A 20,728-nucleotide genomic window follows, 5' to 3' on the forward strand; every position below is an offset into this window, starting at 1 on the left:
CCCGCCTGCCCCGCGATCCGAGTAGCCCGGCTATGAAGACGATGCCGGTCCTCCGCCTTGCGATCGCACGCACCAGCCGCCAAGGGGCCCGCCCTCCGGGCGGCCGGCGGGCTTTGGCACACAGGCCCTAGGCCGGCCGGACCAGCCGGGTCTCGTACGCGAAGACCACTGCCTGGACGCGGTCGCGAAGCTCCAGCTTCAGCAGGATCCGGCTGAGGTGCGTTTTGACGGTGGCCTCGGCGAGGTGCAGGCCGGCGGCGATCTCGGTGTTGGACAGGCCTCGGCCGACCTCGACGAGGACCTCGCGCTCGCGGGCGGTGAGCCGCTCCAGGCGCTGGTCGTCCGTTGAGCTGTCGCCGCTGGGGAGCTGGTGGGCGAAGGTTTCGAGGAGGCGCCGGGTGATCCGGGGCGAGACGACAGCGTCGCCGGCGGAAACGCTGCGGATGGCGGCGAGGAGTTCCTCGGGCAGGGCGTTCTTGAGCAGGAAGCCGGAAGCCCCGGCTTTCAGCCCGGCGAAGGCGTATTCGTCGAGGTCGAAGGTGGTGAGGATGAGCACGCGGGTCTCGGGGCAGCTCGCGGTGATCAGGGCAGTGCCCTCGATGCCGTCGGTGCCGGGCATCCGGACGTCCATGAGAACGACGTCGGGGCGCAGCCGCTGCGCCAGCCGTGCGGCCTGGGCGCCGTCTCCGGCTTCGCCGACCGGCACCATGTCGGGCTGGGCCTCCAGCACCATGGTGAAGGCCAGACGCAGCAGCGGCTCGTCGTCGACGAGCAGGACCCGGATCGTCACGCGGCGCCCTCCTCGGCGGCGGTGACGCCGAGCCCGAGGCGGGCCGCGACCCGCCAGCCGCCGCCGGGGCGCGGTCCGGCGTCGAGGCTGCCGCCGAAGGCGGCCGTGCGCTCGCGCATACCGGCGAGGCCGTGCCCGGAGCCGGGAGCGGCGGTGGTATCTGCCGCCCGGCCGTCGTCGGTGACGACAAGGCTGACCGCGTCGGCGGAGCAGGCCACCCGGACCTGGGCGCTGGTACCCGGGGGAGTGTGTTTGAGGGTATTGGTCAAGGCTTCCTGCACCAGTCGGTAGACGGTGAGCTGCGCGGCGGCCGGTACGAGGCCGGGGTCGCCGTCCAACTCCAGGCGGGTCGGCAGCCCGGCGGCCCGCACTTGGCCGGCCAAGGATTCCAGTTGCGGGAGGCCGGGCATGGGGTGGCGCAGCGCGTCCGGCTCGTCGTCCCGTAGGACCCCCAGGAAGCGCCGCATGTCGGTGAGGGCCTGGCGACCCGTGCCGGAGATCTGCTGCATGGCGGTGGTGGCCCTCTCGGGGGACCGCTGCTGTGCGAAGACGGCGCCGTCGGCGAGCGCGACCATGACCGACAGGTTGTGCGTGACGATGTCGTGCATCTCCCGCGCGATCCGCGCCCGCTCCCCGGCCACCGCGAGCCGGGACTGCTGGTCGCGCTCGCGCTCCAGCCGTACGGCCCGGTCCTCCAGGGACGCGAGGTACGCGCGCCGGGTCCGCATGTTCATCCCGATGACGGCTGCCGCGGTGCCCAGCGCGGTCAGCGAGACGAGGGAGCCGGCGATCCGCTCATGGAGCGTCCACCGAACGGAGAACATCACGATGCCGGTTTCGAGGACAGCCCCGGCGAGCAGCAGACGGCGCCGGTCGGAGTGCGCGGCCACGCAGTAGAGCGCGACGAGCAGCGCGAGGTCGGCCGGCAGTATCCGCACATCGGTGAGCCATTGCGCCAGGGCCGCCGCCGCGATGACACCGAACACGGCCAGTGGGGCCCGGCGCCCCCACACCAGCGGCAGCACCAGCGCCACCTGGAAGACCATCAGCCAGGGCCGGTCGGGCAGACTGTGGCGGATGGCCGCGGTGGCGGCGGCGAACAGTGCCGTTGCCAGGGCCGCGTCCGCGACGAACGGGCGCCGCACCCACCCTGTGAGGGCGGGCCGCGGGCCCGGCCGCGCCGGGCGGGCCAGGAATTTCCGGCCCGCCCGGCGTTTGCGCGAGTAGTCGCCGGACCGCGGTCCGGCGGAGGACTGTTCCGCCGGCTGGGGATCCACGGGGCCTGCCGGGTGCGCCGGTGCCGCCGCCCCGATCCTGCCGGACCGCCGGAGGCTCACGCGTCGCGCCGCTTCAGCGCCACCGCCGCCCCGGCGAGGGCGAGCGCCGCGTACCCGCAGAAAACGGCGAATCCGGTCCATGGGGCCAAAGTATGCGCCTGCTGGTGGAGCGAGATGAGCGCCTGCCCCGCATTGCTCGGCAGGTACTGGTTGATGTGGTCCGACCAGGAGGTCGGCAGCGCTTCCGCCAGCACCGGTACCACCAGCAGCACCCCGAACACGGTGGCGATACCGCCCGCGGTGTTCCGTACCAGCGCGCCGATGGCGACGCCGAACAGCCCGACCACGGTCAGGTACAGGCCGGTGCCCAGCACCTCGCGGGTGACGCCGGGGTCGCCGAGCGAGGTCCCGTGCGAGCCGAGGAGGGCCTGCCCGGCGAGGAAGGCGACGAGCGTGGCGACGGTCATGAGCACCCAGGTCGCGGCGGTGAAGACCAGGGCCTTGGCCCACAGCACCGGCAGCCGCTTCGGTACGGCGGCGAGGGTGGCCCGGATCATGCCGGTCGCGTACTCGCCGCTGATGACGAGGACGCCGAGGACGCCGATCGCGAGCTGCGCGAGGAAGTAGCCGCGCAGGCTGATCAGCGCCGGGTTGCCCACCTCGTCGGGGGGCAGGGTCGACCAGCGGTTCGCGGTGACGGCGGAGAAGAGCAGGCCGAAGCCTATGAGTGCCACGACGGCGGCGAGGAAGGTGTAGCCGGTGGACCGCAGCGTACGGAGCTTGATCCACTCGGAGTGGATCACGTGCCCCTGGGTGACCCGGCCGCGCGCGGGGTTCTGGCCCTGGCCCTGGCTCCGGTCCTGTACTGCTTCGAGCGTGCTCATACCGCACTCCCCACGGGGCTCTGGTACTCCACGGCGTCCCGGGTCAGCTCCATGAACGCCTCCTCCAACGAGGCCATCTGGGGGGTGAGTTCGGACAGCGCGATCGCGTTGTCCGCGGCGATCCGGCCGATCCGCTCACTGGTCAGCCCGGACACCTCCAGCGCCCCGCGCTCGGCCGAGGCCACGGACACGTCCGGCCCGGCCAGCAGCGTACGCAGTTTCTCCGCCTCATCGGTCCGTACGAACACCGAGTTGCCGGCCGCGCTGCGTGTGAACTCCTCCACCGAGGTGTCCGCGATCAGCCGGCCCCGCCCGATCACGATCAGATGCTCGGCGGTCACCGCCATCTCGTTCATCAGGTGCGAGGAGACCAGCACGGTACGGCCTTCGGCCGCCAGACTCTTGAGGAGGTTGCGGATCCACAGGATGCCCTCGGGGTCCAGCCCGTTCACCGGCTCGTCGAGCACGACCGTCGCAGGGTCGCCGAGCAGTGCGCTGGCGATGCCGAGCCGCTGGCCCATGCCGAGTGAGAAGCCGCCTGCCCGCTTACGGGACACCTCACGCAGGCCGACGATGTCGATCACCTCGTCGACCCGGCTGCGCGGTATGCCGGTCGTGACGGCGAGCGCCAGGAGGTGGTTGTACGCGGTACGGCCGGTGTGGATCGACCGGGCCTCCAGCATCGCGCCGACCTCGTGCAGCGGCGCCTGGTGGTCCTCGTACCGCTTGCCGTTGATCACGACGTTGCCGGAGCTGGGTGTGTCCAGACCGACGATCATCCTCATGGTTGTCGATTTCCCGGCACCGTTCGGCCCGAGGAAGCCGGTGACGATGCCTGGCCGGACGGTAAAGCTCAGGTCCGTGACGGCGGCTTTCTCGCCGTACCGCTTGGTAAGTGAGTGCGCTTCGATCATGCCCCCACGCTATGTGCCGTCATCGGGTCGGCACGACGGCCTGAGGGAGGAAACCGGCGCCCCGCCGCTGCGACTGGGAGCTGAAGGGGTGTACTCCTGTTGGTGTACGGGGCGGGCTCCCCGGCACCGGACGACGCCCGCGACGTGCGCCGCCGCTTACAAAGGAGCGACGAACGCCGGCAGCGAGCTTCGGATGCTCGCGCGGCTGAACGACGGGGAGACCGTGGCCGGCATCAGCGGCCCGATTTCCCTGGGCGCCGACGGCAATCCGGAGGGCAAGCCGATGGCGCTGGTCCGGCTCGAGCCGGACCAGCGATACACCTTCGAGTCGATCATCAAGTCGTAGCCGCTTTACGGTTGGGCCCTGTTGGTTACTGCTGCTGCGTCCAGCCGGGCGGGATCTGGCCGGGATGAAGGGGCGGCTGCTCGGGCTGCTCGGGCTGCGGCTGCTGCTGCGGGAGGGGCGGGGGCGGGGCCTGCTGGGTCCAGCCCTGGGGCGGACCCTGCTGCTGGGGCGGCTGGCCGTACGGCTGTTGTTGCGGCTGCTGCTGCGGGTATGGGTTCGGCTGGCCGTACGGCTGCGGCTGGGGCTGGGGCTGGGGCGGGTAGCCGCCGGCGTCGCCGGGCCAGACGCCCTGCACCTGCTGGGCGCGGACGAAGTCCTCGGCCACGAGGGCGGAGAGGTTGAAATACGCCTCGCGGGTCTTGGGCCGCATCATGCTCAGGTCAACCTCGGCGCCGGCGGCGAGGTGCTCGTCGAAGGGAACGACGACCACGCCGCGGCAGCGGGTCTGGAAGTGGCTGACGATGTCCTCCACCTTGATCATCTTGCCGGTCTCGCGGACACCCGAAATGACAGTGATGCTGCGCTGCACGAGATCGGCGTAGCCATGCGCGCTAAGCCAGTCGAGGGTGGTGCTGGCGCTGCTCGCACCGTCCACGGACGGGGTCGAGACCACGATCAGCTGGTCGGCGAGGTCAAGAACGCCGCGCATGGCGCTGTAGAGGAGGCCGGTACCCGAGTCGGTGAGGATGATCGGGTACTGGCGGCCGAGCAGGTCGATCACCTGGCGGTAGTCCTGGTCGTTGAACGTCGTCGAGACGGCCGGGTCCACGTCGTTGGCGATGATCTCCAGACCGGACGGGGCCTGCGAGGTGAAGCGGCGGATGTCCATGTAGCTGTGCAGACGCGGCAGTGCCTGAACGAGATCACGGATGGTCGCCCCGGTCTCACGGCGGACCCGGCGGCCGAGCGTGCCTGCGTCCGGATTGGCGTCGATCGCGAGGATCTTGTCCTGGCGCTCGGAGGCGAGCGTCGCGCCGAGAGCGGTCGTTGTGGTCGTCTTGCCGACGCCGCCCTTGAGACTGATCACCGCGATCCGGTAGCAGGACATCACCGGGGTGCGGATCAGCTGCAGCTTCTGCTGGCGCTCCTGCTCCTCCTTCTTGGCGCCGATCTTGAAGCGGGAGGGCTGGGCATTGTTCCTACGGGCCTTCGGCTGCTGGCGCAGCAGACGGTCGGAGGACAGCTCCACGGCCGCGTTGTAGCCGAGGGGCGCGCCGGGCACCGCGCGCTGCTGCTGCGGCTGCCCCGTACTGGCCGCCCCGGTCGACCAACCACGGCCGTCACTGCGGGGGTCGACGGGCTGGGCCGGTGGCTGCGCTGTGGGCTGGGCGGGCGCGGTAGGGGGCGGCGCGGACCCATCGCCGGGCTGCGGGTACCCGTAACCTTCCGGCGCCGCTGCGGGCGGGCCGCCCGGGTGCGAGGCCGGGGCGCTCTGCTGCGGGTAGCCGTACGCCGGGTTGTCAGCGGTCGGCGGAGGCATCGGCGCGCCCGGGCCGGGCCGGCCGGGGTACGAGGGCTGGCCTTGGTACGGCTGGCCCGGGTATCCCGGGTACGGCTGGCCGGGTGCCTGGGCGCCCTGGGCGGGGGGCGGATAGCCGTAGCCGGGCGGTGGCGGTGCGGGCTGGTTGGGGGCGGGGGTCTGTGGGGGCAGCGGCTGCGCGGGGGGCGCGGGGTAGCCGTAATCGGGCGGTGGCGGCGGGGCCTGCTCGCCCCACGGGGCGCCCTGGGCGGGGGGCGGGTACCCGTACCCCGGTGGCGGTGCGGGCTGGTTGGGGGCGGGGGTCTGTGGGGGCAGCGGCTGCGCGGGAGGCGCGGGGTAGCCGTATCCCGGCGGGGGCTGCTCGCCCCACGGGGCGCCCTGGGTAGGGGGCGGGTACCCGTACCCGGGGGGCGGTGGCAGGGCGGGCTGGTCCGGGGCGCCGGGCTGCGGGGCGGCGGCGTGGAACTCCGGTGGCAGCGGCGGCACCTGGCCCTGCGGGGCCGGCGGCGTCCACTGCCGGCCGGCCGACTCGGCAATGGCCGGTTCAACGGCCGGCCCGGACACCGGTTCAGTACCGGAACCGACCGGTTCCGGGTGCGGCTGCGCCTCGGGCTCTTCCGGAGCTGACCGCGCCGACGGCTCAGTCACATCGCCGAAGGCAGCCGGCGCCTCGCCATCCCGCGCAGCGGGCACCGGGGCGGAAGCGGGCGCGGCAACCGGGGGCCGCAGCGGGGGGAACCCGGGAGCAGCGGCCGGGGGTTCGGCGGCCTGAACCGGCGGCGCGGGCGGTACGGGTGAGGCCGGAGCCGCCGGAGCCGCAATCCCCGGCGTGGGAGGTGCGACCACTGGAGCCGCCGGAGTCCAGGAAGGTGCCGTGCCCAACTCGGGAGCCGGACGCGCCGTCTGAACCGGAACCGGCACCGGCGGACCGACGGGCGGCGGCGGACCCGGCGCCGTAGCGGGCGTAGAAGAAGCGTCAGAAGCGGCAGAAGCAGAGGCCGCGCCACTGCTGGCCGCCTGGTCCGTGTACCAGGACGGCGGCGAGTAGTCGATCTGGAACTCGCCCGTGAGTTCGGCGTCGGACTGATCCCCGTCCGGGGCGGCGCCGCCGGCGCGGATGTCGTCCTGATCGCTGCTCACTGTGCTGCCTCCTGGTCCAAACCGATGTGTGCGCCGCCTCCGTAGCTCCGCAGGCATACGCGATTCCCCGTGCCCAGCGCAGCCGCTGCGCCGGCATCATGACGCGGCGGGGCGGCCACGGCTCATCAGAAGAGCCTAATCTTTCCCCCCGCGAGTACAACAAGCACTCCTACCCAACGAAACCAGACAAGACCCGCCTGGAGACAACCGGTACCGCCCGCCCGCGCCGGGCCTCCCGCCGTCACAGCGGACGGGGCGTCACCCGCCGCGAAGGCGAGCAACCTAGACCTGGGGGATGGTCATGAACGCATCCCCCGCCCGAGCCCCGCCCCCTCACCCACCATCCACGGCAGGCCAGTGGCCACGACCGGGAAACCCCGCCCGCCAGCCGGACACGCCTAGTCGACGCGCCGCGCAGGCCCCAGCAGACCGGACTCCGCCTCCGTCGGCTGGGTCATGACGAACTGCCGGTGCCTCCGAGTACACCACAGTGTCACGTTGTCGCTGAGAGTCGGCAGTGCCGCCACATCCGAGGGCGACAGCCTCATTATCTGGCCGATGGCCTCAGCCTCCTGCGGCGACACCCGCTGCAACCCCACGACATCCGCGCTGCTCAGCAGCCTCGGCGCCGTCGGCCCAAGATACGGAAGCACCGTCAGCATCGACTGCCACGACGCCGCCGCGACCCGGCTGCGCGGCGGCCGGGCACCACAGTCACGCACGATCAGTACCGGGCTTGCCACCGACGGCCCCTGCGGAGCTATCCGCCCCACCTCGTGCACCGTCACACACTGCTGCCCGCCACCGGCCGCCTGCGCCATCGGCGTCCACGCCTGCGGCCGCGCGGTCTCCACCGCCACCCGGGCACCGGTCGCCACCGTACGAAGTGCGAGCACCTGCGCCAGCCACATGCTGCCGACCAGCAGCACATCCAGCCGGGCCGGCCTGCTCAACCCCAGCACAGCGGGCTGATTACCGGCGTCGATCCCGATGACGACTCCGTCATCACCCACCGGCAGCGACAACCCCGCCAGCTGGTCCACCCCCATCGTGTGCCGGTCCCGGCGCGGCCCTAGCAGCCCGAACGCCGCCCGCAACCCCCGCCGCTGGCCCGGCTCGGCGCCGCCCCGCTCGTCGGGCAGGTGCGGCAGATGGCCGGGACGGCCGCCGGGACGCCGCCTTCCGGCGCCCGCGGAACCACCCGTAAAAGCGGGAACAGTCGGAGAAGACATCAGCGGGTACCTCCCAGGGGCAGCGTCGCGAGGATTCCCGGCACCTGCTCGCGGTCCAGCCGTACGAGAGTGACCTTGGCCGCCGCCGACTGCCGCTCCAACTGCTGCCGCGCCTGGACCAGTTCGTTCTCACTGCGGCCGGTCAGCCGTACGTACCCGGACATCACCGGCGTATTCCGGCCACCCGGCGCCATCGTCACCGAGAAGGTACTGGCCAGCGCCGGCGAGGACGTCAGCAACCCGACGAGGTCGGGCAGCGGCGCCGCACCGGTGCCCATCTGCGGCCAGCGCCCGATCCAGTACGTGGTGTGCCACCGGTCGTCGCACCGCCACGCCCGGGCCGTCTCCGACGTACGCCGCGCCGACCGGCTGCCGTCCAGCGCAGCGCCGCCCGTCGTCGCCAGCGGGTTCACGCAACTCGACGTCGCCACGGCCTGGACGATCTCCGACTCCGACAGCACCCGTGCCTGAAGCCCGACTCCGACCAGCCTGCTCGCCAGCTGGTCGGCCACCCTCAACAGCGACTTCCGCGCACCCGTCATCCCGCCACCGCGTGCCTTCACGGCCTCCGGCGCCAGTTCCGGGTCGAACTTCAACGCCACCCACGTCAGCCGCAGCCCCGGCGTCCGCGTTTGCGCCTGCAACGGCGCGTACGACCGGGCCGCCACCGCCTGCTCCGGCAGATGCGGCGCGGGTGCCGGCTGCGTGTGCTGTACCACCTGCACCGACGCCAGCCGGATGTCGTCCACCTCCAGCAGTCCGTGCAGCACATCCAGCGGCAACGGCCGCGCGCCGCGGGCCGGCCGCAGCGGCTCGTCCACCGCCTGCACCTGCACCACCGCCGTCAGGAACGTCCCGTCCCCGACCATCCCGATCTCGCGCTGCCCCCGGCCCGTGAACGCGTACGTCCGCAGCGCCGGATCGCACTCCACCGCCGGTACGAACCCCGGCTCCGTGCCCGGCGGCACCTGTACCGCGTTCCGTTTCTGCCGCGCGCGCAGCGCCCGCGCCGACGCCATCCACTCGGGCATCGGACGGCCCCGCCGCCGCAGCAGCCCGGACAGCACCAAGGGCACGGCTATGACGGCCGCCACCGCCAGCCCTATGGGATGAATCAGCCAGCCCACGAACAGCAGCGCCAACGCCAGCTCTATGAGGACAAGCTGATGGACCCGTACCGGCCCGATGTTCCCGGGCCTCCTCAACAGCGTCGGCGCGGCAGCAGCCCTCGACGGCGCCGCGTACTGCTGTCCCTGGTGCTGTGGTGGCTGGTCGTCCTGGCTGCTGCGGCGCCGGGACCTCGTCGCACTGGACATTTCCCCCGTACAACCCCTCTGTTATCGCCGGTTGCGGTTGGCAGCGGCCTCCCGCTACCCCGTACCGTACGGTCCGATCGTCACACGGCATAGTAGGGGGCCCACCGGCCCCCGCCGCCACCGGCGCAGAGCGGTCCGGGGCCCGTCGCGGCACGGCGAGCGACGCGGAGCGCGGCACGGAACAACAAGGCGACACACGGGGAGTTGACGCAGCAATGGCGACACGTAGGGATGAGCTGAACGCCTACTCTTTCGCGCGCAAGCGAACAGTGGCCGCGTTCCTCCAGCCGTCCCCGCACGGTTCCGAAGAAGCGGCCCCGCGCCCGCTGAAGACCGTCGGGCCAAGTCTCGTCGTGGCTGTGATGATCGTGGTCGGATTCAGTGCGTGGGGCGTGCTCAAGCCGACCGCCCCCAAGGGCTGGGACGAGGCCAACGCGAAGGTCATCGTCGGCGACGAGTCCACCACCCGCTACGTCGTCCTCATGTCCGGCAAGACCAAGATGCTCCACCCGGTCCTCAATCTCGCCTCCGCCCGGCTCCTGCTCGACCCCAAGAAATACGGCGTCATCAAGGTCAAGGAGTCCGTGCTCGACAACAGCGGCATCCAGCAGGGCGCCACCATAGGCATCCCCTACGCCCCCGACCGGATGCCCAGCCAGAGTGACGCCAAGACGCCCAAGTACTGGGCCCTGTGCGAGACCGCGGGCGCCGGCACCGACCAGGCGCCGCAGAAGGCCGTGTTCGTCCTCAACAAGCACGACCAGGTGAAGGTCGAGGGGCCGAACCGGCTCACCGACAAGGAAGCGCTCTACGTCCAGAGCGCGACCAGCAAGGCCCAGTATCTGGTGTCCGCCGACGGCACCGCCTACCTGCTGGGCGAGCAGCAGCAGTCGGAGCAGCAGCACAACCTGCTCAGCAGCGTGGTCTTCGGCCCGGACGCCAAGCCCCAGACGGTCACCGACGACTGGCTGGCCACCCTGAATCAGGGGGGCACAGTGACCTTCCCCCAGATCGACGGAGTGGGCGGGACCTCCACGGCCGCCAGCCTCGCCCCGAAATACGCGAAGGTCGGCCTGGTCCTGAAGGCCGGGGCCGGCACCACGTACAAGCAGTACGTCGTGCTCAAGGACAAGGTGGCCCCCATCACCGACTTCACCGCCCAGATGCTGCTCGGCAGCGCCCAGACCAGGAGCCTGTACACCGGCGCCCCCGCCGCGGTGCCGGTCGCACTCAGCGACATCAACCCGCAGGACGACAACACCATGACCCAGATGGGCAGGATCTGGCCCCAGAACTCCGTGATCCAGGCCAACAAACAGGACACCGGTGCCCGCAAGGTGTCCTGCAGCGTTTACCACGGCACCACGGACCCCACGACCAAGGAGCCCGTGATGACCACCTGGGCCGGCACGGACTACCCCAAGGACGTGGTCCAGAGCGGCACGAGGACCTACGTATCGCCCGGCAGCGGCCTCTTCTACCAGCAGGTCACCGGCACCGAGTCCGGCGGCGGCTCGGTCTACCTGGTGACCGACACCGGCCTGCGCTACTCGGTCTCGTACAACCCGCACACCAACCAGACTTCCGGCTCCACGGCGGCCGCCAACGGGCAGGACCAGACCAACGCCGCCCAGGCCAAGCTCGGCTACGAGAAGAACACCCCCGTACCGGTGCCCAAGGTCTGGTCGGACCTGCTCGCGCTCGGCCCCGCGTTGGACGTCAAGAGCGCCGGGCAGACCCAAGGTTTCTAGAGCCGTGAGGGTTTGGTGATGGAGGTCAGGATCCCGATACGTATCGGAGTAACTGTTCGCGATGTCACGGGATATGGCTAAAGTTAGGACAGACATCGACACGGGATGTCGACCGGGCGACCGGGGCAGTGCCGCGGACGACTGGTGTTACATCTTCTACGTCTCATGGGGGACGCGCTCACATGGCTGGACAGCAGTTCACCATGACCGAGGAGGAGATGGTTGCATTCAGCACCCGCATCTCCACGGTCAACACCTCGATCCAGGGCGAGATCCGTCGCCTCCAGTCGGTGATCGACACGATCACCTCCGGCTGGAAGGGCTCGGCGGCTACTGCGTACAACAACCTGCAGTCCCAGGTCAATCAGGACGCCACCAAGCTCAACCAGGTCCTGAATGACATCAAGGAAGCCGTCGACGCGAGCACCAAGAACTACTCAGCCTCGGAAGAGGAGCAGCGGGCGTCGATCAACAACGTCGCGTCCAGTTCCCCCTTCGGATGATCGATTCCGCGCGCATCGCCGCGCGGCTGGTTTCATCCGCCACCGACATCTGAGGAGACACCGTATGTCCGGGCAGATCCTGGTCAATTTCCAGACCATCTCCCAGGCCTCGACTGACGTTCGTCAGACGGCCGGAAACATCAAGCGCCAGCTGGACGACCTCGAGGCCGGCGTCAAGAAGATCGCCACCACCTGGGAAGGCTCCGCACAGGAGGCCTACCAGGCCAAGCAGTCCGAGTGGGACCAGCGCGCCGCCTCACTGCACCAGACGCTCGAGCAGATCGCCAAGGCCCTCGACACCGCCGCCCAGAACTACCAGGCGACCGAGTCGAAGAACCAGCAGATCTGGGGCTGACGACCAGCCCAATCAGGGGGTTGTGAGGGTGAGCACCGGTGTGCTCGCCCTCACCGGCGGTTGTGAAACCAACCGCACACAACGGGAGGAAGAAGAACAACCGTGGGACCGGGATCGAGGCGCTCCGCCGCCATCGCAGCCGTAGTGACGGCCGTCGCCGCGACAGGCATTGCCCCATCCGATCAAGCAGCCGCACTTTCCGTACCGACTGTGCGGACCGTCCTGGCCGGCAACGGCGATGGCACCGCCCGGTTCCAGATCGCCAACACCCAGTGCTCCTTCGCCTCCGATGTCATCAAGGGCACCCCCTGGTCCCTCCAGCGCATCCTCTTCAAACAGCTCTGGCAGAACACCACGGGCCTCGGAGTCCTCGTCGCAGTCATTGACACCGGCGTCGACGACAAGAACGTCCAGCTGTCCCAGGCCGTCAGCCGCAAGGACAGCTCCCAGGGCACCCCCGGCGGCACCGACTACATCACCCCCGGCGGCGACGGCACCACCGACCCCGTCGGCCACGGCACCAAAGTCGCCGGCATCATCGCCGCCCGCCCCCTGCCCGGCACCGGCTTCGTCGGCCTCGCCCCCGGCGCCACCATTCTCCCCATCCGCCAGAACGACAACCAAGGCGGCGGCACCGTCGCCACCATGGTCAAGGCCATCAAGTACGCCGTCGACTCCGGCGCCAAGGTCATCAACATCTCCCAAGACACCTCCCAGGCCATGCCCGCCAACTCCAGCCTCGAGCAGGCGGTCAAGTACGCGGAACGCCAAGACGTCCTCATCGTCGCCTCCGCTGGCAACGGCGGCGCCTCCGACAAGGTCAAACTCACCTACCCCGCCTCCTACGACGGCGTCCTCGCCGTAGCCGCCTCCGACCGCAACAACGCCCCCGCCTCCTTCTCCCAGCCGGGCCCCTTCGTCGGCGTCGCCGCCCCCGGCGTCGACATGGTCTCCACCGTCCCCGGCGGCGGCCACTGCGTCGACCAAGGCACCTCCTTCTCCGCCCCCTACGTCTCCGGCGTCGCCGCCCTCATCCGCGCCAGGCACCCCAAGTGGTCCTACCGCCAAGTCATCACCCAAATCGAGCAAACCGCCGACCGCACCATCCGCACCCGCGACAACTACCTCGGCTGGGGCGTCGTTGACCCCGTAGCCGCCGTAAACGACGACACCACAACCCCCCAAGCCGCCCCCACCCCCGACCCGGTCGCCCAAGCCAACGGCAACACCAAGGTGCAGGCCGCGACCGTCCTTTTGGGTGAATCCGAAGATGAGCGCAACCAGCGCTACGCCGTGTACGCCGTAGCCGGCGCCGGCGGCCTGGTCGCCCTCCTGATCGGCGGCGGCGTTGTGATGGGCGACTGGCGTCGCAAGCAAGGCATCGATGTTGGAAGGAAAAACGGGGAGGTCACATCATGAGTGATCAGTACAAGGTCGATCTCAGCGAACTCGAAGGCACCATCACCAAGCTCAACGGTGTGATCCGTGACCTCGGCAAGGCCAACGCCTGCGCCAGAGACGACACGTACCTGCCGCCGGGTGCCCTGGGCAGCGCATTCGATGAGGCCCATGCGCTCACTAACGCCCACACGGATATGAAGCAGCACATTGAGGAGGTCGTCCAGCACCTCCACAGCGTCATGGACGAGTTCGGTAAGAAGACGAAGACCGCTCACGGCGCGTACTCGGACTCCGAGTACAACGCCCAGTCCGGTATGTCCGGCGGGAACTGACTGATGCACACAGTGACGAACGCCGCATGGGCCAACAAGGGGGCTGTGATTCATGAGTGACGGTGTCGAGTACCAATACCAGGCCCCGACACAGTGTTACGTCGGGGAACACACCACGGACTTCGCGGGCAGCAAAGACATGGACGAGATGAAGGCCATGCTTGCTAACGCATCGGTCAAGGACGTGCGCTCGGCCTCCAGAGGCTGGCAGATCGTGCACGACCAGTTGGTCGGGGCGGACGGCGTCAAGTCCGTATTCGACGCCGCGGTAGATCACATCATGCAGCACTGGGAGGGCAAGGCCGCCGACAGCTTCGCGGCCAAGGCCAAGCAGATCAGCAAGCAGATCTCCGACGGTGCCCAGTACGCCCACTACACCTCCGTCGCGATGGAGAACGCAGCTGGCGCGCTCGAGACCATCAAGCCCCAAGTCGACTCTATGGAGAAGCCCAGCGCCCTATCGAGTGCCTGGGACTACGTCACCGATGACGGCCGCGATGACTCAGGCCTCAAGGCCGACCTTGCCAAGGGCGTGAGCACCCAGCAGGCCCTGGATAGCAACCGTGACAAGCTCTCCAAGGGCAAGGAAGCCCAGCTTGAGATGGCCGTCAAGATGGAGCAGTTGGGGGCGGCGTACAACTCGCAGACGAAGAGCATGGGGTCGTGGAAGCAAACAACTATCAACAAGAGCGATGACTATCCAGGTGAGCCAGGAGGAGCTGCCCCTGTCCCCGTCGTCATTCCTACGTCACCGTCCGTATCCAGTCCGCGGAGTACAACTTCTAGTCGCTACAGCGGAAGCGGTGGCACTCCGAGGACAGTCACCACGAACAAGTCTGTGACGTCGCCCCGTGAGGCGCCGGCTTCACCGCGTGAAACGGGGATCACCGGTGGGGTACAGAAGCCGGTCGCAGGCACTAAACCACAGGTAGGAACCGGGATCGACGGTATCTCGGGTGGTTCTGGAGTTGGCGGAGGCACCACGGGCGTAGGGAGTGGAGTGGGCTCGGTACGCTCGGTCGGCGGTGGCACTGGTGGCAGCGTGCCCGGCGGTCTTCCGGGTGTGCTTGGAAGCCTCGGTGGCGGGGGCGCAGCCGGCGGCGCCGGAGTCAGGGGTGGCGGCCTCGCCCGCCAGCGTGGTGGCGTCGTGGGCGCGGCCAAGGGGGAAACTGGAACAGGCAAGGGGACACAGGGCGGTTCAGGCCTCCACAAGAGCCGCGGTGCCACAGACGTCGGCAAAGCAGGCAAGGCCGGTAGGGGGGCCATGGGTCGTGGCTCGTCCGAGCGGTCCGAAGAAGAAGAGCGGCGTGAGCACGACCGGCCCGACTACCTCGTCGAGGACGAGGAGACCTGGACGCCGGAGCGTAACGTAGCTCCTCGTGTAATCGAATAGCCAGTCGGCGCATGAGGGAATGTAGAACAACGCTGGTGCGCGGCCGCTTGGCCGCGTTCCCGCAAGGCCTGAGAGAGGACACGCGGATGGGCTTCATGCGAACGCTACACGTGGCAGGTGGTGTGGTATTGGCTGGCGTTCTGGTTCTTGCCTCGGCCCCCGTTGCTTCGGCCGACCAGACCAGGAAGGATCAATGGCCACTCGAGGCGTTTGATGCCGCAGCCATTTGGAAGATTTCCAAGGGTAAGGGCGTCACCGTGGCCGTCATCGACGATGGAGTGAATGCTCAGCATATCGACCTGAAGGGAAGTGTCCTGACAGGTAAAGATTTCATTGACGGCGGCTCCACTGCACCAGCATCCGGAGACAGTCATGGAACTCAAATGGCATCGATCATTGCTGGCCATGGCCATGGCTCTGGTGGTCAAGATGGCGTCATGGGCCTGGCTCCGGAAGCGAAGATTCTTCCTATTCGAGACGATGGTACCGGTGGGGGTGACGCAGGGGCACCGATCCGATATGCTGTGGATCACGGTGCATCTGTGATCAATATCTCGATGGCGGGCCCTCATGAAAGTCCTGATCAGGATGAGGCAATTGCATATGCACTAGGGCATGACGTTCTAGTTGTGGCAGGAACTGGCAACGACGGGACAGGACCGAATCGTCCGCTCTACCCGGCCAGCTATCCCGGGGTGCTAGCCGTCGGCGGCGTGAAAAACTCTGGTCTTATTTGGGAAAGTTCGAACTACGGCCCGTCGGTTTTGGTGACGGCTCCGGCTACGTATATTGTCTCTGCGGGCGGTAAGACAAATTCCTCGTACCGTTCCGGGACGGGCACATCTGATGCTACTGCATTTGTATCTGCTGCTGCAGCCCTACTTCGCTCAAAGTTTCCCCATCTCACTGCTGGTCAGATCGTCAGTCGTCTAACCAAGACGGCAGGCCTTCCTGCGGGGGAGAAGGGTCTTTCACTCCCTGATGAGCACTATGGCTACGGCTTCATCCAACCCCTCGCCGCATTGACCAAGGACATCCCAGCGGGGTCAAAATATGGCCCCCTCTCCGTCCCCGCGTCGCTGAAGACCCCGTCGGTCTCAGCCACGCCCGACGGCACGACCTCGGGTCAGGACTCCGCGTCCAGCGAAAGCAGCAGCAAGCACACACTCATCGTGGCAGCCCTCGGCCTCGGTGCCCTGGTCGTCCTGGGCCTCATCATCTTCATGATCGTCAAGATCTCCCGCCGTAACAAGGGCGACAGGAACAATGGCGGCGGCCCCGGGGCCCCGGGCGGTTTCGGACCCACCCCTGGCTATCCGCCGTACGGTCAACAGCCTCCTCAGCAGCACAACCCATACGCGCAGCCCCAGTCGAACCCATACCAGCAGCCCACCCAAGCTCCCGGCCAGTGGCCCAATCAGCAATAAGAGGGATCGACCGGAAGCATTTTGTAGGTGATGCTCGGCCAAGTGGCGTCGCTTGTCACCCTGGCAGCCATAGGCTGTTCACACTATGAGTGTGTCGAAGCGTCCAGCCTTGATGCTGTAGATGAGTGCCGCCCACCTCGGGATCGTCGTGGTGACGATCTCGCCGGGGCGGTCGCTCTCGCGGAACAGGATCAGCCCGTCGGGGCCAGGGGCTACCTCGACACATTCCTCCTGGGCTCCGCTGCTGAACGAAGACTTGCGCCATGCTGGTTGTGACATGGAACTCTCCTTATTGCAGGTCGTGGAGGATGTGCTGGATCAGGCTCAGCGAATCCCTGTTTACTTGTCTCTCGGGTGCGACCGTTGGGTTGGCGGGGGCGAACGCCAAGGACTGCAGCCGGTCAAACATTCTGGCGTACTCACTGATGCGGTCTCCATCTCCAGTGAACATCGAGTCTTGCGCGTGCGACAGGTGCAGGGTGTCCAGTTCTGGAGTGGGGCCACCGAAGAGTGCGAAAGGTCGGCTGAAGCCGGAATAGCCGCCCATCTCAAAGGGGAAGACCTGCAAAGTGACGTTGGGCAGCCGGGCCACTTCAAGCAGCCGGAGCAGTTGCTCCCGCATGACTTTCTCGGTGCCGATCCGTACGCGCAGCGCCGACTCGTGGACGACCGCGTGGTAAGGCATGGGGGCCTCGCCTGCGAGGACGTGTTGCCGGGCCATACGGAACTGCACGTACCGCTCGATGTGTTCGACGTCGCGCTCGATGCCCAGGAGTAGGGCCCGAGCATAAGGTTCGGTCTGAAGCATCCCAGGGATGAAGAGCGGCTCGTGGATGCGGATATTGGTGGCTCGCGCCTCCGTCTCAGCCAGGTCCAGGGCCCGGCGTTCCATCACGTCGGCGTATTCGTCCCACCATCCCTTGCCGCGGCCGTGGGCCATGGCCATGAGCCCGTCGAAGAGCGGACCGTCGGGGCAACCGTAAGAACGAAGCAGCCTGTACAGCCCGTTGCGAGGCACGTTCATCCTGCCGGCCTCGATATGGCTGATCCGGGTGCGGTCGGCGTCCAGCAGGGCGCTGGCCTCATCGCCTGACATCCCGGCCTTGGTGCGCAGCTTCCGGAGCTCTGCCCCGAGTCGGCGGTGGCGCTCGCTGGGGCTGATCCTTGCTGCCATGCGGTCATCCCTCCTTCATGACGCAATCAGTCTGTCGCGCGGTCAGCCCGCCATCCGCGCGTGTGCCGCTGGCGTCACCCACATGAGCGTAATCCCGATCTCACGGTTGTAACTATCGCATGCGTGTGACTACCTTCAGTGACGTCCGAAATACCTGAAGTTCCCTACGGTCACGCCAAGTTAGCTTTGGCCGAGAGGCCGAGATGAGGGACTCGGAGCCCCCCTGCTACAAGATGCGCCAGCAACCCACTGTCCGGCCGCCCGATCCCGTTCCTGCCGTTCCAGTCCGCTGGGTCTATCCGGCCCAGCCCGAGTCCGTGAGCCGGGCTCGTGGTGACATCTGCACCTCCGCAAGTCGCACCTTCCGAGCTGCCGACCGTACTGACGACCTGGCTCTCTTGGCGTCCGAACTCGTCACCAATGCGATCCTGCACGGGGCGCTGCCCGCTCGCGAGTATGTGATCGAGGCGACCTTGTGGCGTGCTGACAACTATCTGTGGCTCGCCGTCTCCGACGCGGGTGAGGACGTCATCCTCACTCCGGCTTCGTCCTGGCCCGGGGGCTGCGGCGGACGCGGTCTCCTGCTCATTGATGCTCTCGCCGACGTGTGGACGGTGTTGCCCCGGGCGGCAAGGGGCAAGTCCGTCGTGATCGGGTTGGCGGCGGAGGGCCCCATGCGATGAACGCGGTGGTGTCCCTCGCAACCCGCCCGGTGGCGGCCTGGGGGCGCCCGTCCAGGCGCCCCGCTGGTGGGTCGCGTTTATGTACGGCTCACCACAAGCGCCGGTGCCGAAACGGGCCGGCACACTTCGTACCGGCGGCAGAAGGCGGGTAACCGCTTCAGGCGCCCGGCCACGGGGCGGGGAGTTCGCCGCGGCTGAGGGCCTGTAGGGCTTCAGCCTGGGGTGTGGTGACTTCCACAGCGGCCAGCGAGCCGTCGGCGAAGTACAGGTCCACGCGGTTGGAGAACGTCCAGTGTCGGATTTCGGCCTGGTGCAGCTGCTCGCGCCCGAACTCACCGAGGGACTCGGCGCCGCGTGCGCCGTCGTGGACCAGGAGGACCCGCCGGTCGGTGAAGGCCATCAGGGTGCGCTCGTTGTCGTAGCCGGTGGTGTACGAGGGGCCAGTGCGTACCGAGATCACGAATTGGCCGGCCTGGCTGGACCATCCGCCCTTGAGGGGGCGTCCGCGCAAGGGGATGACGAGGGCCCGGAAGAAGGCGTAGAGAGTCGCGCTCAGGAATTCCGCTGCGGCTCCGCCGAGATTGAGGAGTACGGACAACGGCATGACGATCGTGGCCACAGCTTTGTGCAGCGGCCCCATTGGCTTCGAACGCGCTGGTTTGACCGGCCGGCGCCTGCGCGGCACCCGATGGCGAATCATGCCGCACAACCGCACGCGCAGTACTGCGTGGAGCCGCTCTTGTGGGTGAACCCAAGGGGCCACCACGTCTATGTACGACGGTTTCCCATTGGGGCTGGGCGGTGCGAAAGCGGGAGGCAGCCCGCTGAATGGTCCGTCTGTCACCCGAAGACCTCCCTTGCCGTGCCCCTCGGTACCGGGTATGGAGCGTCGCCCGGGTTGCCGTCGATCTGCCGGGCCGTGGCATCGATGTTGGTGTCGCCGGTGAGCCCGTCCTTGGTCGCGCCGACCGGGTCGTCGGCACCGGTGACCAGCTCGACGCCGCCCTTAATGATCTCGTTGTAGTGTCTGACGCCCTGAGTGGCCGCGACGTGCCCGAGGCTCTCCAGCGACGGTTTCTTGACCAGAGCGAACAGGGCCTTGTTCCTGCCCACCATGCCGCCGAGCTTTCGGACGTCGTTGGTGGCCTTCAACGCGGTCCCGAATGTCTCTTCGGTAGACTCGCTGGCCGTCCGGATCTCCTTGACAATCCTCATCAACTCCTCAAGTTTAGCGGCCAGTTCGTCGGAGACCCGGGCCACCCGCGCGATGAACACCGCGATCTCGGCGTCCGCCACCAGAGCGTCGGCGAGGGTCGCGAGACCCAGCGTGATGATGTCGACCGCCACCATCGCGGCGAGCGAGACGATCATCATTTCGATCGCCTCGCGGATGATCTCGATAACCGTCTCCTCGGCCATCTTGCATTCCTCGGCCGCCTGGTTGATGAGTTTCGCGGTAGCGAACATGTCGGCCGCTGTGCAGTCGATTGCTGTGACGACCTCGCCCATGTGGGCCCCGAAGGCATTGGAGGCACTACCTTCCCACTGGTCGGACAGCCCGACCGCGCCGCCGCGCAGGGCTTTCGCCACGCCCTGCATGGTCTGGGCCCGGGCCTGCCACTCCTGGGCGGCGTGGGTGAGTACGTCGAGCTTCCCCGTCACCTTTTCCAGCTCATCCATCATGCCGGTGGAGTCGAGGGCGGCCTTGACGATGTGGTCCAGGCCCGCGTCGAGCCCGTCCGACACCGGATTATTGAGCTGCGGCAACGGGATCAGGGGCTGCGCAACGAAGTTGCGCGCCCACTTGTACGCGTCGGCGGCTTGCTCGACGGGGCCTTTCGATCCGGAGCTCATCGGCCGCCTCCGAATCCGGATTCGAGCTGGTGCTCGTGGTCTCTGTAGGCCTCTGCTGAGATCGTGAGGCCATGAACTGTGGCCTTCAACGCCTCCAGCAGGTCGGAGAGATTCTGCTGCTCGGCCTCGGCGTGCTCGTGATACGCCTGGTACAGGAGTTGCGCGTCCGGCAGATGGCCGAACGCATCTGACGGCACTGTGACAGCGGCGAGCTTGGACCGGACGTACGAAATCTCTTCCCGCTGGGCGTCGATCACGGTGGCGTATCTGGTGAGCGCGTCCGGGTGCACCCGAAAGCCTGCTTCCCCCATGGCGGTTGCCTTTCAGATTACAGAGCGCGGCCCTGGTGCATCACCGTACCAACGGACACAAATAATACTGCCAGCAGTTCCCCTCGGGGATGTAAGGGAATCGTCCCGGTTCGCTCCCTCTGGGGGCGGTGCCTTCCGTGGTGATGTGGGGGCTTGCCGTCGTAG

At 68.2% G+C, this 20,728-nt stretch carries 21 protein-coding genes; 9 read left to right on the top strand and 12 right to left on the bottom strand.

Annotation, left to right across the window (positions count from 1 at the left end; translation table 11 throughout):
• Positions 1–127 precede the first annotated feature (127 nt).
• The 4 genes from FCI23_RS35565 to FCI23_RS35580 are packed head-to-tail and all read right to left on the bottom strand — an operon-like array spanning position 128 to position 3,865.
• Positions 128–790, bottom strand: coding sequence for a response regulator (locus FCI23_RS35565; RefSeq protein WP_136728303.1), 663 nt, complete (start codon positions 788–790; stop codon positions 128–130).
• Positions 787–2,067 (bottom strand): sensor histidine kinase, encoded by a 1,281-nt coding sequence (locus tag FCI23_RS35570; RefSeq protein ID WP_322973934.1) that lies wholly within the window; start codon positions 2,065–2,067, stop codon positions 787–789. The genes FCI23_RS35565 and FCI23_RS35570 overlap by 4 nt, the downstream gene beginning before the upstream one ends.
• 56 nt (positions 2,068–2,123) lie before the next feature.
• Positions 2,124–2,951 (bottom strand): ABC transporter permease subunit, encoded by an 828-nt coding sequence (locus FCI23_RS35575; RefSeq protein ID WP_136728304.1) that lies wholly within the window; start codon positions 2,949–2,951, stop codon positions 2,124–2,126.
• Entirely contained in the window at positions 2,948–3,865 is a 918-nt protein-coding gene (locus FCI23_RS35580) for an ATP-binding cassette domain-containing protein (RefSeq protein ID WP_136728305.1), read from the bottom strand. Before FCI23_RS35580 ends, FCI23_RS35575 begins: the two co-directional genes overlap by 4 nt.
• A gap of 193 nt (positions 3,866–4,058) precedes the next feature.
• Here FCI23_RS35580 and FCI23_RS56995 point away from each other — a divergent pair, with 193 nt between their 5' ends.
• Positions 4,059–4,211 carry a hypothetical protein gene (locus FCI23_RS56995; protein WP_169317083.1) on the top strand — a complete coding sequence of 51 codons (153 nt, stop codon included), beginning with the start codon at positions 4,059–4,061 and terminating at the stop codon, positions 4,209–4,211.
• A gap of 25 nt (positions 4,212–4,236) precedes the next feature.
• Here FCI23_RS56995 and FCI23_RS35585 read toward each other — a convergent pair whose 3' ends face one another.
• The 3 genes from FCI23_RS35585 to eccE form a co-directional block, all read right to left on the bottom strand.
• Positions 4,237–6,888 carry an SCO5717 family growth-regulating ATPase gene (locus FCI23_RS35585; protein WP_407646071.1) on the bottom strand — a complete coding sequence of 884 codons (2,652 nt, stop codon included), beginning with the start codon at positions 6,886–6,888 and terminating at the stop codon, positions 4,237–4,239.
• Positions 6,889–7,229: 341 nt separating this feature from the next.
• Positions 7,230–8,063 carry a hypothetical protein gene (locus FCI23_RS35590; RefSeq protein ID WP_211265585.1) on the bottom strand — a complete coding sequence of 278 codons (834 nt, stop codon included), beginning with the start codon at positions 8,061–8,063 and terminating at the stop codon, positions 7,230–7,232.
• Positions 8,063–9,379, bottom strand: a complete 1,317-nt coding sequence (gene eccE, locus FCI23_RS35595) for a type VII secretion protein EccE (protein WP_136728307.1) — start codon at positions 9,377–9,379, stop codon at positions 8,063–8,065. Before eccE ends, FCI23_RS35590 begins: the two co-directional genes overlap by 1 nt.
• Positions 9,380–9,594: 215 nt before the next feature.
• On the opposite strand from eccE, the gene eccB reads away from it, so the two are divergent.
• The 7 genes from eccB (at position 9,595) to FCI23_RS35630 (ending at position 16,541) form a co-directional block, all read left to right on the top strand.
• Positions 9,595–11,130: a type VII secretion protein EccB gene (eccB, locus tag FCI23_RS35600; RefSeq protein WP_136728308.1), complete on the top strand. Its 1,536-nt coding sequence runs from the start codon at positions 9,595–9,597 to the stop codon at positions 11,128–11,130.
• 182 nt (positions 11,131–11,312) lie between these two features.
• Positions 11,313–11,633, top strand: a complete 321-nt coding sequence (locus tag FCI23_RS35605) for a WXG100 family type VII secretion target (RefSeq protein ID WP_136728309.1) — start codon at positions 11,313–11,315, stop codon at positions 11,631–11,633.
• Positions 11,634–11,697: 64 nt separating this feature from the next.
• Positions 11,698–11,988: a WXG100 family type VII secretion target gene (locus tag FCI23_RS35610; protein ID WP_136728310.1), complete on the top strand. Its 291-nt coding sequence runs from the start codon at positions 11,698–11,700 to the stop codon at positions 11,986–11,988.
• 210 nt (positions 11,989–12,198) lie between these two features.
• Positions 12,199–13,407 (top strand): type VII secretion-associated serine protease mycosin, encoded by a 1,209-nt coding sequence (gene mycP, locus FCI23_RS35615; protein WP_246144377.1) that lies wholly within the window; start codon positions 12,199–12,201, stop codon positions 13,405–13,407.
• Entirely contained in the window at positions 13,404–13,721 is a 318-nt protein-coding gene (locus FCI23_RS35620) for a hypothetical protein (protein ID WP_136728312.1), read from the top strand. Before mycP ends, FCI23_RS35620 begins: the two co-directional genes overlap by 4 nt.
• 52 nt (positions 13,722–13,773) lie before the next feature.
• Entirely contained in the window at positions 13,774–15,114 is a 1,341-nt protein-coding gene (locus FCI23_RS35625; RefSeq protein ID WP_136728313.1) for a hypothetical protein, read from the top strand.
• Positions 15,115–15,200: 86 nt separating this feature from the next.
• On the top strand, positions 15,201–16,541 hold the full coding sequence (locus FCI23_RS35630) for a S8 family serine peptidase (protein ID WP_246144378.1): 1,341 nt from the start codon (positions 15,201–15,203) through the stop codon (positions 16,539–16,541).
• A 78-nt stretch (positions 16,542–16,619) separates the two neighbouring features.
• Here FCI23_RS35630 and FCI23_RS35635 read toward each other — a convergent pair whose 3' ends face one another.
• Both FCI23_RS35635 and FCI23_RS35640 read right to left on the bottom strand, forming a co-directional pair.
• Positions 16,620–16,820, bottom strand: coding sequence for a DUF397 domain-containing protein (locus tag FCI23_RS35635; protein ID WP_136728314.1), 201 nt, complete (start codon positions 16,818–16,820; stop codon positions 16,620–16,622).
• A gap of 10 nt (positions 16,821–16,830) precedes the next feature.
• Complete coding sequence (locus FCI23_RS35640; RefSeq protein ID WP_136728315.1) at positions 16,831–17,715, bottom strand: helix-turn-helix domain-containing protein; 885 nt, start codon at positions 17,713–17,715, stop codon at positions 16,831–16,833.
• A 233-nt stretch (positions 17,716–17,948) separates the two neighbouring features.
• On the opposite strand from FCI23_RS35640, the gene FCI23_RS35645 reads away from it, so the two are divergent.
• Positions 17,949–18,398 (top strand): ATP-binding protein, encoded by a 450-nt coding sequence (locus FCI23_RS35645; protein ID WP_136728316.1) that lies wholly within the window; start codon positions 17,949–17,951, stop codon positions 18,396–18,398.
• 157 nt (positions 18,399–18,555) lie between these two features.
• Here FCI23_RS35645 and FCI23_RS35650 read toward each other — a convergent pair whose 3' ends face one another.
• The 3 genes from FCI23_RS35650 to FCI23_RS35660 all read right to left on the bottom strand — a co-directional run bounded on the left by FCI23_RS35650 (position 18,556) and on the right by FCI23_RS35660 (position 20,563).
• Positions 18,556–19,002 (bottom strand): hypothetical protein, encoded by a 447-nt coding sequence (locus FCI23_RS35650; RefSeq protein ID WP_136728317.1) that lies wholly within the window; start codon positions 19,000–19,002, stop codon positions 18,556–18,558.
• A gap of 236 nt (positions 19,003–19,238) precedes the next feature.
• The gene (locus FCI23_RS35655; protein ID WP_136728318.1) at positions 19,239–20,252 is read right to left on the bottom strand and encodes a WXG100 family type VII secretion target; all 1,014 of its coding nucleotides are present in this window, start codon (positions 20,250–20,252) and stop codon (positions 19,239–19,241) included.
• Entirely contained in the window at positions 20,249–20,563 is a 315-nt protein-coding gene (locus FCI23_RS35660; RefSeq protein WP_136728319.1) for a hypothetical protein, read from the bottom strand. Before FCI23_RS35660 ends, FCI23_RS35655 begins: the two co-directional genes overlap by 4 nt.
• Positions 20,564–20,728: the final 165 nt, after the last annotated feature.

The sequence above is a fragment of the Actinacidiphila oryziradicis genome, assembly GCF_005047355.1.
In the GTDB taxonomy this organism is placed as follows: Bacteria; Actinomycetota; Actinomycetes; order Streptomycetales; family Streptomycetaceae; genus Actinacidiphila; species Actinacidiphila oryziradicis.

Bases quoted from the DNA above. Each gene is read 5' to 3' on its own strand.
- FCI23_RS35655 (WP_136728318.1), bottom strand. From the start codon at position 20,252: ATGAGCTCCGGATCGAAAGGCCCCGTCGAGCAAGCCGCCGACGCGTAC.
- FCI23_RS35585 (WP_407646071.1), bottom strand. From the start codon at position 6,888: ATGCCTGCGGAGCTACGGAGGCGGCGCACACATCGGTTTGGACCAGGA.
- FCI23_RS35580 (WP_136728305.1), bottom strand. From the start codon at position 3,865: ATGATCGAAGCGCACTCACTTACCAAGCGGTACGGCGAGAAAGCCGCC.
- eccE (WP_136728307.1), bottom strand. From the start codon at position 9,379: ATGTCCAGTGCGACGAGGTCCCGGCGCCGCAGCAGCCAGGACGACCAG.
- FCI23_RS35605 (WP_136728309.1), top strand. From the start codon at position 11,313: ATGGCTGGACAGCAGTTCACCATGACCGAGGAGGAGATGGTTGCATTC.
- FCI23_RS35630 (WP_246144378.1), top strand. From the start codon at position 15,201: ATGGGCTTCATGCGAACGCTACACGTGGCAGGTGGTGTGGTATTGGCT.
- eccB (WP_136728308.1), top strand. From the start codon at position 9,595: ATGGCGACACGTAGGGATGAGCTGAACGCCTACTCTTTCGCGCGCAAG.
- FCI23_RS35590 (WP_211265585.1), bottom strand. From the start codon at position 8,063: ATGTCTTCTCCGACTGTTCCCGCTTTTACGGGTGGTTCCGCGGGCGCC.
- FCI23_RS35575 (WP_136728304.1), bottom strand. From the start codon at position 2,951: ATGAGCACGCTCGAAGCAGTACAGGACCGGAGCCAGGGCCAGGGCCAG.
- FCI23_RS56995 (WP_169317083.1), top strand. From the start codon at position 4,059: ATGCTCGCGCGGCTGAACGACGGGGAGACCGTGGCCGGCATCAGCGGC.
- FCI23_RS35625 (WP_136728313.1), top strand. From the start codon at position 13,774: ATGAGTGACGGTGTCGAGTACCAATACCAGGCCCCGACACAGTGTTAC.
- FCI23_RS35660 (WP_136728319.1), bottom strand. From the start codon at position 20,563: ATGGGGGAAGCAGGCTTTCGGGTGCACCCGGACGCGCTCACCAGATAC.
- FCI23_RS35640 (WP_136728315.1), bottom strand. From the start codon at position 17,715: ATGGCAGCAAGGATCAGCCCCAGCGAGCGCCACCGCCGACTCGGGGCA.
- FCI23_RS35610 (WP_136728310.1), top strand. From the start codon at position 11,698: ATGTCCGGGCAGATCCTGGTCAATTTCCAGACCATCTCCCAGGCCTCG.
- FCI23_RS35620 (WP_136728312.1), top strand. From the start codon at position 13,404: ATGAGTGATCAGTACAAGGTCGATCTCAGCGAACTCGAAGGCACCATC.
- FCI23_RS35645 (WP_136728316.1), top strand. From the start codon at position 17,949: ATGCGCCAGCAACCCACTGTCCGGCCGCCCGATCCCGTTCCTGCCGTT.
- FCI23_RS35650 (WP_136728317.1), bottom strand. From the start codon at position 19,002: ATGCCGTTGTCCGTACTCCTCAATCTCGGCGGAGCCGCAGCGGAATTC.
- FCI23_RS35635 (WP_136728314.1), bottom strand. From the start codon at position 16,820: ATGTCACAACCAGCATGGCGCAAGTCTTCGTTCAGCAGCGGAGCCCAG.